The sequence below is a fragment of the Streptomyces sp. WI03-4A genome (assembly GCF_033792105.1).
Classification (GTDB): domain Bacteria; phylum Actinomycetota; class Actinomycetes; order Streptomycetales; family Streptomycetaceae; genus Streptomyces; species Streptomyces collinus_A.
On the sequence record NZ_JARAUO010000088.1, the window covers coordinates 1 to 7340 of the forward strand.

A 7340-nucleotide genomic window follows, 5' to 3' on the forward strand; every position below is an offset into this window, starting at 1 on the left:
GGGCGCAGCCCGGCCCGCCGCCGCACGGTGGCCACGGCGGCGGCGTCCAGCAGCGCCGCCGGGGCCTGCCCGCCGGGCGCCACCGCCGGGGGCCGCCGGTCGGTGCCGAGGAGGGCCGTGGTGACGAGGTCCTCCCAGGGGCTCGCGGGTGCCGGGGCGCCCCCGGCGGTCGAGCTCCCGTTCATGCCGCCCTCTTCCGTCATGCCCTCTCCTCCCTCATGCCGTCTTCCATGCCGTCTTCGTCGTGCCGTCGCTTTCCCGGCGCCGCTTCCGCCGCGTTCCTCCGCGCGGTGCGGCCGCCCTCCGCCTCTGCTCGCGGCCGTCCCGGCGCCGTCAGCACAGCGCCACCGGCTCGCCCGGCCCCTCCGGCCAGGCCGTCAGCGGGGTGAAGCCGCGGTGGCCGCACTCGCCGAAGACCTTGACGGGGGCGCCGCCCGAGAGGGCGACCAGCCGCCACAGGCCCGCTCGGGAAGGGGCGGCGGCGACGATCGGGAGCGCCGAGTCCGCCTCCGCGTCGGCCAGTTGCCAGGAACCCGGCTCCGGGCCGGGTGCCGGGACGACGCGGTCCAGGGTGACCGGGACCGAGTCCAGCCAGGGGTCCGCGCACAGCGCCTCGCCGTAGCGGGCCGCGGCCTCGGCCGTGGTCACACCCGGCGGGCGCAGATCGGCCGGTGCGGGCGGGGCGTACCGCTCGCCCAGCGCCGCCCGGGCCTGTCCGGCGCCCGGGAACCCGGTCAGGTCGGCCTCCATCGCCAGCCCGACCGGCAGCGACAGCTCCGGGGCCCGGCCCGCCGCGCCGTAGGACAGGAGCAGCCGGGTGTGGCCCGACTCGGCGCCGTGCAGCCAGATCCGGCGCGTCGTCAGTTTCGGGTCCACGGCGTCGTACTGGGCGAGGACCAGCCAGCGGTCGCGCACCGGCGGGCCGTCCGCCGACGCGGGCAGGCCGAGCCGGGAGCGGACGGTGGCCGCGAGGCCGTCCGGCAGCCGGTCGCGCCGCAACCAGCCCTGGTCCAGGAGGTGCAGCAGGGCGCACTCCTCCAGCAGCCGGGCCGGCCAGCCGGGCCCGGAACCGGGTATCGCCCCCAACTCCCTCACCCGGGCGGCCAGTCCCGGTGCCTGTGCGTCGACCATGCGGGCCGCAGTCTCGTCCCACAGGCCGTACCCCGCCTGCTCGGCCGAGGCCAGGCCGGCCCGCAACAGGTCGGACAGGCGCCGCTCCAGCTCGGTCGCGCCCGCCGTGACCCGCTCGGCCCGGCGCTCCGCCCGCCGCCGCGCCGCCTCCGGATCAGCCGACCCGGTGGCGGAACTCCCGCCACCCTCGCTCCGTTTGCTCTCCGCGCGCCCGCGCCTGCCCGACAACCACTGCTCGGCCCACTCCGGCGGCTCGGCCACCGGGGCGACCGCGCCCCCGGGCTCCGCCCACAGCAGCAGCAGTCCCAGCGCGTGCTTGCACGGGAACTTCCGGCTCGGACAACTGCACTTGTAGGCGGGCCCGGCCGTGCCCGCGAGGTCCACCACCGTCTGGTACGGCTTGCTGCCACTGCCCTTGCACAGACCCCACACCGTCCCCTCTCCGCTGCCGGCCTCGGACCACGGCCCGGCCGTGCCCAGCTTGCTCCCCGCTTTGCGTGACGCGGCGTCAGGCGCCAGTGCCAGCACCTGCTCAGTGGTCCAGCGCACCCCCTGCTCAGTCATGCCACCGACGGTAGGTCCCGCCACTGACAATCGGCCCTGGCGGAGTGTTTGTGCAGGTCAGGGCGATTGTCAGTGGCGTGGTGCACGGTGGATGCCAGATGACCACCGGCCGAGCTGGAGGGGGCCTCAGCCATGTCTGTGTCCATGGAATCCGTGGAACCGAACTCCGTCGAAAAGAGCGGGAGCACGGCCGCTCAGGCACTGCGCCCGCACGCCGAGCACGCCTTCGCGGCCGAACTCGCCGCGCTGGCCGCCCAGGACGACCGCCCGCGCCCGGCCCTCTGGAGACTGTCGCCGTGGGCGGTGGCGACCTACCTGCTCGGCGGCACCCTGCCGGACGGCACCGTGATCACCCCGAAGTACGTGGGCCCGCGCCGCATCGTCGAGGTCGCCGTCACCACCCTCGCCACCGACCGCGCCCTGCTCCTGCTCGGCGTGCCCGGCACGGCCAAGACCTGGGTGTCGGAGCACCTGGCGGCCGCCGTCAGCGGCGACTCGACCCTGCTGGTCCAGGGCACCGCGGGCACCCCGGAGGAGGCGATCCGGTACGGCTGGAACTACGCGCGGCTGCTCGCGCACGGGCCCAGCCGCGACGCCCTGGTGCCCAGCCCCGTCATGCGGGCCATGTCGGAGGGCATGACGGCCCGGGTGGAGGAGCTGACCCGCATCCCGGCCGACGTGCAGGACACGCTGATCACCATCCTGTCCGAGAAGACCCTGCCCATCCCGGAACTGGGCCAGGAGGTGCAGGCGGTCCGGGGGTTCAACCTCATCGCCACCGCCAACGACCGCGACCGCGGCGTCAACGACCTCTCCAGCGCGCTGCGCCGCCGCTTCAACACCGTGGTGCTGCCGCTGCCGGAGAGCCCCGACGCCGAGGTCGACATCGTCACCCGGCGCGTCGAGCAGATCGGCCGGTCCCTGGACCTGCCGGCCGTGCCGGAGGGGATCGACGAGATCCGCCGGGTGGTGACCGTCTTCCGAGAGCTGCGCGACGGCACCACCGCCGACGGCCGGACGAAGGTGAAGTCGCCGAGCGGCACGCTGTCCACCGCCGAGGCGATCTCCGTCGTCACCAACGGCCTCGCCCTGGCCGCCCACTTCGGCGACGGCGTCCTGCGCCCGGCGGACGTGGCCGCCGGCATCCTCGGCGCGGTGGTCCGGGACCCGGCGGCCGACCGCGTGATCTGGCAGGAGTACCTGGAGACCGTCGTGCGCGAGCGCGACGGCTGGAAGGACTTCTACCGGGCCTGCCGCGAGGTGAGCCGATGAGCGACGACTCCACCTGGGGCAGGGAGTACGCCCGCGGGCCCGTCGAGCCGACGGGCGACAACTCCACCTGGGGCAAGGCGTACGCCCGCGGGCCGCTGCTGCTCGGGGTACGGCACCACGGGCCCGGCTCCGCGCGCGCCGTACGGGCCGCCCTGGAAGCCGCCCGGCCCGACGTGGTGCTGATCGAAGGCCCGCCCGAGGCCGACCCGCTCGTCCCGCTGGCCGCCGACCCGGAGATGCGGCCTCCCGTGGCGCTGCTCGCCCATGCCGTGGACGAGCCCGGCCGCTCCGCCTTCTGGCCGCTGGCCGAGTTCAGCCCCGAGTGGGTGGCGATCCGCTGGGCCCTCGAACAGGGCGTCCCGGCCCGCTTCGTCGACCTGCCCGCCACCCACACCCTGGCGTGGGACCCCGGGACCGACACACCGCACGGCACCGACGCCGGCGGCGACACGGCCGCCGGGACAGGCGCCCAGGAGGAGCCGGGCGGCGAGGAGGAGCCCGGTCCCCGGGAGGAGGACGGCCGCGAGCGGGACCTGCGGGTCGACCCGCTCGCCGTGCTCGCCGAGACCGCGGGACACGACGACCCCGAGCGCTGGTGGGAGGACGTCGTCGAGCACCGTGGCCCCGGCCTGCGGGACCCGTTCGCGCCGTTCACCGCGCTGGAGGAGGCCATGACGGCGCTGCGGGAGCGGTACGGCGCCGCCGGCCGGCCCCGCGACCTGGTGCGCGAGGCCCACATGCGGCTCAAGGTGCGGGCCGCGCGCAAGGAGTTCGGGGACGCGGTGGCCGTGGTCTGCGGGGCGTGGCACGTGCCCGCGCTGCGCGAGAGGACCGCCGTCACCGCGGACCGGGCACTGCTGAAGGGCCTGCCCAAGGTCAAGACCGACCTGACCTGGGTGCCGTGGACCCACCGCAGGCTCGCCAGGGCGAGCGGGTACGGCGCCGGGATCGACTCGCCGGGCTGGTACGGGCACCTGTTCCGGGCCCGGGACAGGCCGGTCGAGAGATGGCTGACCAGAGTGGCGGGGCTGCTGCGCGAGGAGGACCGCATCGTCTCCTCCGCCCACGTCATCGAGGCGGTGCGGCTCGCGGAGACCCTGGCCGCCATGCGCGGCCGGCCGCTGCCCGGCCTGAGCGAGACCACCGAAGCGGTGCGGGCGGTGATGTGCGACGGCTCGGACGTCCCGCTGGCGCTGGTGCACGACCGGCTGGTGGTCGGTGACGTGCTGGGGGAGGTGCCGCAGGCGGCGCCCGCGGTGCCGTTGCAGCGCGACCTGGCCCGCGAGCAGCGCCGGCTGCGGCTGCGGCCGGAGGCACTGGAGCGCGAGCTGGAACTCGACCTGCGGGGGGAGACCGACGCCGGCCGCAGCAGACTGCTGCACCGGCTGCGGCTGCTAGGCGTCGACTGGGGCGAGCCGGCCCGGTCGCGGGGGAGCACCGGCACGTTCCGGGAGACCTGGCGGCTGCGCTGGGAGCCGGAGCTGTCGGTGCGGGTCGCCGAGGCCGGCGTATGGGGGACGACGGTGCTCGCGGCGGCCACGTCCCGGGCCGAGGCGGACGCGACGGCGGCCCGGGCCCTCGCCGACGTCACCGCGCTCGCCGAGCACTGCCTGCTCGCCGGGCTGCCGGACGCGCTGCCCGTGGTGATGCGGGTGCTCGCCGACCGTGCCGCCCTGGACACGGACGTCGGCCATCTGGCCCAGGCGCTGCCCGCCCTGGTCCGCTCCCTGCGCTACGGCGACGTGCGCGGCACCGACACCGGGGCCCTGGCGGGCGTCGCGGCCGGCCTGGCCGAGCGGATCTTCGTCGGCCTCCCGCCCGCCTGCGCCGCCCTGGACACGGACGCGGCGGAGGAGATGCGCGGCCATGTCGACGCCGTGCACGGCGCGGTCGGTCTCCTGGCCGAGACGCCGACCGGTGCGCCGGGCACCGGACACGCGGACCTGCGCGCCCGCTGGCGCTCCGTGCTGCGGACGCTGGCCCTGCGGGACACCGTGCCCGGTGTGGTCAGGGGACGGGCCGTACGCCTGCTGCTCGACGACGGCGAGCTGGGACCGGGGGAGGCGGCCCGGCTGATGGGACTGGTCCTGTCGCCCGGGACACCGCCGGCCGACGCGGCCGCGTGGATCGAGGGCTTCGTCGGCGGCGGGGGCGGCATGCTGCTGGTCCACGACGACCGGCTGCTCACGCTGGTCGACACCTGGCTGACAGGGGTGCCCGCCGAGGCGTTCACGGACGTGCTCCCCCTGCTGCGGCGCACGTTCTCCGCGTACGAGCCCGCCGTACGCAGAACCCTCGGCGAACTCGTGCGGCGCGGCACGGACGGGCCCGCCGTCCCGGCCTCCCGGGCGGTCGGCACACCGGGCTTCGCCGCCGAACCGGACGCCGAGCGGGCCGACGCCGTCCTGCCGGTCCTGCGGCTGCTCCTCGGCCCGGACCCGGAGGAGGAACACGGGCGGGCGCAGCGGACGACCGAAGCCGAAAGTCTCGTGGGGGTGGGCGGATGACGACCGGAGCGACGATGCCGGACGCGGCGGCCGGGGCGGCCGGCGGCGACCCGGCGCGTGAGCGGCTGCGCCGCTGGCGGCTGGTGCTCGGCGGCGACCAGGCCGACGGCACCGGATGCGCGCTGTCGGGCCGCGACGCGGCGATGGACGGCACCCTCGCCGCGCTCTACGGCAAGGGCGACAAGCCGCAGCCGGGCCGGGACCGCGCGGCGGGCCTGGGCGCCTCGGCGCCGTCCGTGGCGCGCTGGCTCGGGGACATCCGCACCTACTTCCCCTCCTCCGTCGTCCAGGTCATGCAGCGCGACGCCATCGACCGGCTCGGCCTCGCCTCGCTGCTGCTGGAGCCGGAGATGCTGGAGGCGGTCGAGGCCGACGTGCACCTGGTCGGCACGCTGCTCTCGCTGAACAAGGCGATGCCCGAGACGACGAAGGAGACGGCGCGGACGGTGGTGCGCAAGGTGGTCGAGGACCTGGAGAAGCGGCTGGCCGGCCGTACCCGGGCCACCCTCACCGGCGCCCTGGACCGCAGCGCGCGCATCAGCAGGCCCCGCCACCACGACATCGACTGGAACCGCACCGTCGCGGCCAACCTCAAGCACTACCTGCCCGAGTACCGCACGGTCGTGCCCGAACGGCTCATCGGGTACGGGCGGGCCGCCCGGTCGGTGAAGAAGGAGGTCGTCCTCTGCATCGACCAGTCCGGGTCGATGGCGGCGTCCGTGGTCTACGCGTCGGTGTTCGGGGCGGTGCTCGCCTCCATGCGGTCGATCAGCACCCGGCTGGTCGTCTTCGACACGGCCGTGGTGGATCTCACCGACCAGCTCGACGACCCGGTCGACGTCCTCTTCGGCACCCAGCTCGGCGGCGGTACGGACATCAACCGCGCCCTCGCCTACTGCCAGTCGCAGATCACCCGGCCCGCCGAGACGGTGGTCGTGCTGATCAGCGACCTCTACGAGGGAGGCATCCGCGACGAGATGCTGAAGCGGGTCGCGGCGATGAAGGCGTCCGGAGTGCAGTTCGTCGCCCTGCTCGCGCTGTCGGACGAGGGCGCGCCCGCCTACGACCGCGAGCACGCGGCGGCGCTCGGTGCGCTCGGCGCCCCGGCGTTCGCCTGCACCCCCGATCTGTTCCCGGAGGTGATGGCGGCGGCGATCGAGAAGCGGCCCCTGCCGATACCGGACACCGCGTGACGCCGGGCGGCGAAAGGGACATGACTACCCATCGGTAACACGGGGCTTGCGCTACCTCGGGCGGAACGTGCGAGGATCGACGCCGCCTCATCGTGCCGATCCGAGGAAGCGTCCACCTCTTGCCCCTGCCAGCCGCTCCGTTCGGTACCGCTGTGCGCGTGCTGCGTACGGCGGCCGGCCGCCGCGCGCTGCAACTGGGTCTCCTGGTCAGCGGGTTGTTCGTCCTCGGGTTCCTCTGCGGGGAGCAGGCCCACGCGGCCGAGGGAGCGCCGACGGCTGTCACCGGGCGTACCGAGGTGCCTGCCCTGCCCGCCGTTCCCCCGGTGCACCTGCCGACTCTCCCGCCCGCGCCGACCGTGCACCTGCCGACCGTGCCGCACCTGCCGGCCCTGCCGAGGCCGCCGCATGTCCCGGCCCTGCCGACCACGCATCTGCCGACGCTGCCGCATCTGCCGACCCCGCCCGCCACGCCTGAGCCGGCCCCCCGTCCGCCGTCCGCGCCTCTGCCGGAGGTTCCCGAAGGCACCGGGCGTCCGGCGCGGCCGTCGCCGGCGCCCGACGCTCCGGCGGCTCCCGCGTCCCGGCCGGGCCGGAACGGCGGCACGGCAGCGGCGGCCGGCCCGGAGCACCGGGTGCGCACCGGGGCCCGTACGGCCGTGGGAGCGCACCCGTC

Annotated in this window: 4 protein-coding genes and 2 pseudogenes; 4 read left to right on the plus strand and 2 right to left on the minus strand. The window is 76.0% G+C overall.

The features are described 5' to 3' along the window. Nucleotides 1–203 (minus strand): annotated as a pseudogene (locus PV343_RS40025) (hypothetical protein); the annotation flags it as partial. A gap of 130 nt (nt 204–333) precedes the next feature. Continuing rightward, nucleotides 334–1695: an SWIM zinc finger family protein gene (locus tag PV343_RS40030; protein ID WP_319151979.1), complete on the minus strand. Its 1362-nt coding sequence runs from the start codon at nt 1693–1695 to the stop codon at nt 334–336. Between the two features lie 132 nt (nt 1696–1827). Here PV343_RS40030 and PV343_RS40035 point away from each other — a divergent pair, with 132 nt between their 5' ends. The 4 genes and pseudogenes from PV343_RS40035 to PV343_RS40050 form a co-directional block, all read left to right on the plus strand. Then, entirely contained in the window at nt 1828–2967 is a 1140-nt protein-coding gene (locus tag PV343_RS40035) for an ATP-binding protein (RefSeq protein WP_319151980.1), read from the plus strand. Continuing rightward, complete coding sequence (locus PV343_RS40040) at nt 2964–5474, plus strand: DUF5682 family protein (protein ID WP_319151981.1); 2511 nt, start codon at nt 2964–2966, stop codon at nt 5472–5474. Before PV343_RS40035 ends, PV343_RS40040 begins: the two co-directional genes overlap by 4 nt. Beyond that, complete coding sequence (locus PV343_RS40045; protein WP_415923545.1) at nt 5471–6667, plus strand: VWA domain-containing protein; 1197 nt, start codon at nt 5471–5473, stop codon at nt 6665–6667. Before PV343_RS40040 ends, PV343_RS40045 begins: the two co-directional genes overlap by 4 nt. Nucleotides 6668–6819: 152 nt before the next feature. Then, nucleotides 6820–7340 (plus strand): annotated as a pseudogene (locus PV343_RS40050) (hypothetical protein); the annotation flags it as partial.

Bases quoted from the DNA above. Each gene is read 5' to 3' on its own strand.
- PV343_RS40030 (WP_319151979.1), bottom strand. From the start codon at position 1,695: ATGACTGAGCAGGGGGTGCGCTGGACCACTGAGCAGGTGCTGGCACTG.
- PV343_RS40035 (WP_319151980.1), top strand. From the start codon at position 1,828: ATGTCTGTGTCCATGGAATCCGTGGAACCGAACTCCGTCGAAAAGAGC.
- PV343_RS40040 (WP_319151981.1), top strand. From the start codon at position 2,964: ATGAGCGACGACTCCACCTGGGGCAGGGAGTACGCCCGCGGGCCCGTC.
- PV343_RS40045 (WP_415923545.1), top strand. From the start codon at position 5,471: ATGACGACCGGAGCGACGATGCCGGACGCGGCGGCCGGGGCGGCCGGC.